This window comes from Pseudonocardia pini (assembly GCF_013870575.1).
Lineage (GTDB): Bacteria > Actinomycetota > Actinomycetes > Mycobacteriales > Pseudonocardiaceae > Pseudonocardia > Pseudonocardia pini.
This window is the reverse complement of record NZ_JACBXB010001185.1, coordinates 1-1135: the sequence shown is the minus strand read 5'-3', so window position 1 is coordinate 1135 and position 1135 is coordinate 1. Positions and strand designations below refer to the sequence as shown.

Annotated in this window: 2 protein-coding genes; both read right to left on the bottom strand. The window is 73.8% G+C overall.

Features of this window, described 5'->3' with window-relative positions:
* Positions 1-74: 74 nt before the first annotated feature.
* Positions 75-728 carry a GNAT family N-acetyltransferase gene (locus H5J29_RS33675; RefSeq protein WP_181784907.1) on the bottom strand — a complete coding sequence of 218 codons (654 nt, stop codon included), beginning with the start codon at positions 726-728 and terminating at the stop codon, positions 75-77.
* A gap of 8 nt (positions 729-736) precedes the next feature.
* Positions 737-1135, bottom strand: a 399-nt coding sequence (locus tag H5J29_RS33670; protein WP_181784906.1) for a substrate-binding domain-containing protein, incomplete at its 5' end; no start/stop codon positions are given.

Sequence of the window (1135 nt, the reverse complement as noted above, 5' to 3'; positions counted from 1 at the left end):
GGTGCTGGCCGCCGCGGTGGACGCCTGACGGTCCCGGGTCGCCGGAGGCCCGTGGCGGCCTCCGGCGACAGGCGTCACCGCGCGGAGGGGAGGTCCGCGGCGCTGCGGGGGAAGACGTACAGCGCGGTCCGCTTGTGCGGCAGCTCGTACTCGCCCAGCAGGGTCAGCCCGATGCGCTCGTCCATCCGGCGGGCGCCGACGTGGCTCGCCTCCGGATCGGACATGATCCGGGTGCAGTCCGGCTCGGCGTCGAAGACCCCGCGGATGGTGGCGAGGAACAGCTGCCCGCCCAGCCCGCGACCCGTCCGGCCCCGGTCCCCGATGGCCACGTGGTAGCCGACGTCGTGCGGGCGGGCCGCGTAGTGCCGGGCGATCACGTCCCGGGCGGCCCGGTAGAGCTCGATGTAGGCGAAGGGCTCCCCGTCCAGCGAGACGATGTAGGGCCGCGAGTAGGTGCCCGCCCACTGCCCGGCCAGCGCCCCGGCCCACTTCTCGCGGCTCCAGGCCTGCTCCCAGAACTGCGCGACGTGCTCGCTGTTCATCCAGCCGTGCACCAGGTCGAGGTCCCGGTCGACGTCGGAGCCCTCGGCGGCACACGGGTGGAAGCCCCACCGCGCGTCCGTCGCGGTCGGGACCGGGGGCGCCCCGACCGCCAGCACCTCCTCGCCCAGCCCGTCGTGCAGCTCACGGGTGGACGGGGTGGGCTCGACCCTCGGCTCAGCGCTCATGGGTGGGGTCACACACCCTGGATGATCTGCTCGAGCCGGTCGAGCATCGCCAGCCCCTGCTTGTAGTGCAGCGTGTTGAAGTACGGCAGCGGCTGCGCCCGCCCCGCCGTGACCGCGGGCAGCGCGTTCCACCCGGGGTTCCCCAGCACGTTCGACATGGTGGGCGCGGTGCCCCCGTTGTTGGTGCCCTGGATGACGATCACGTCGGAGTCGCCGAGTCGCCCCAGCTCCTCCACCGAGTAGTCCTTGACCGTGCCGGTGCCGCTGCCGAGCTCGGAGAACTGCACGCCCGCCTGGGCGAGCACCACGCCGCCCCACGAGTCGGGCAGCGCGACGGTGTACTGGCCCGGGTCGCGGCCGCCCATGACCATCGTCCACCGGGTGCGCCCCAGGACGTCCGCGTGGGT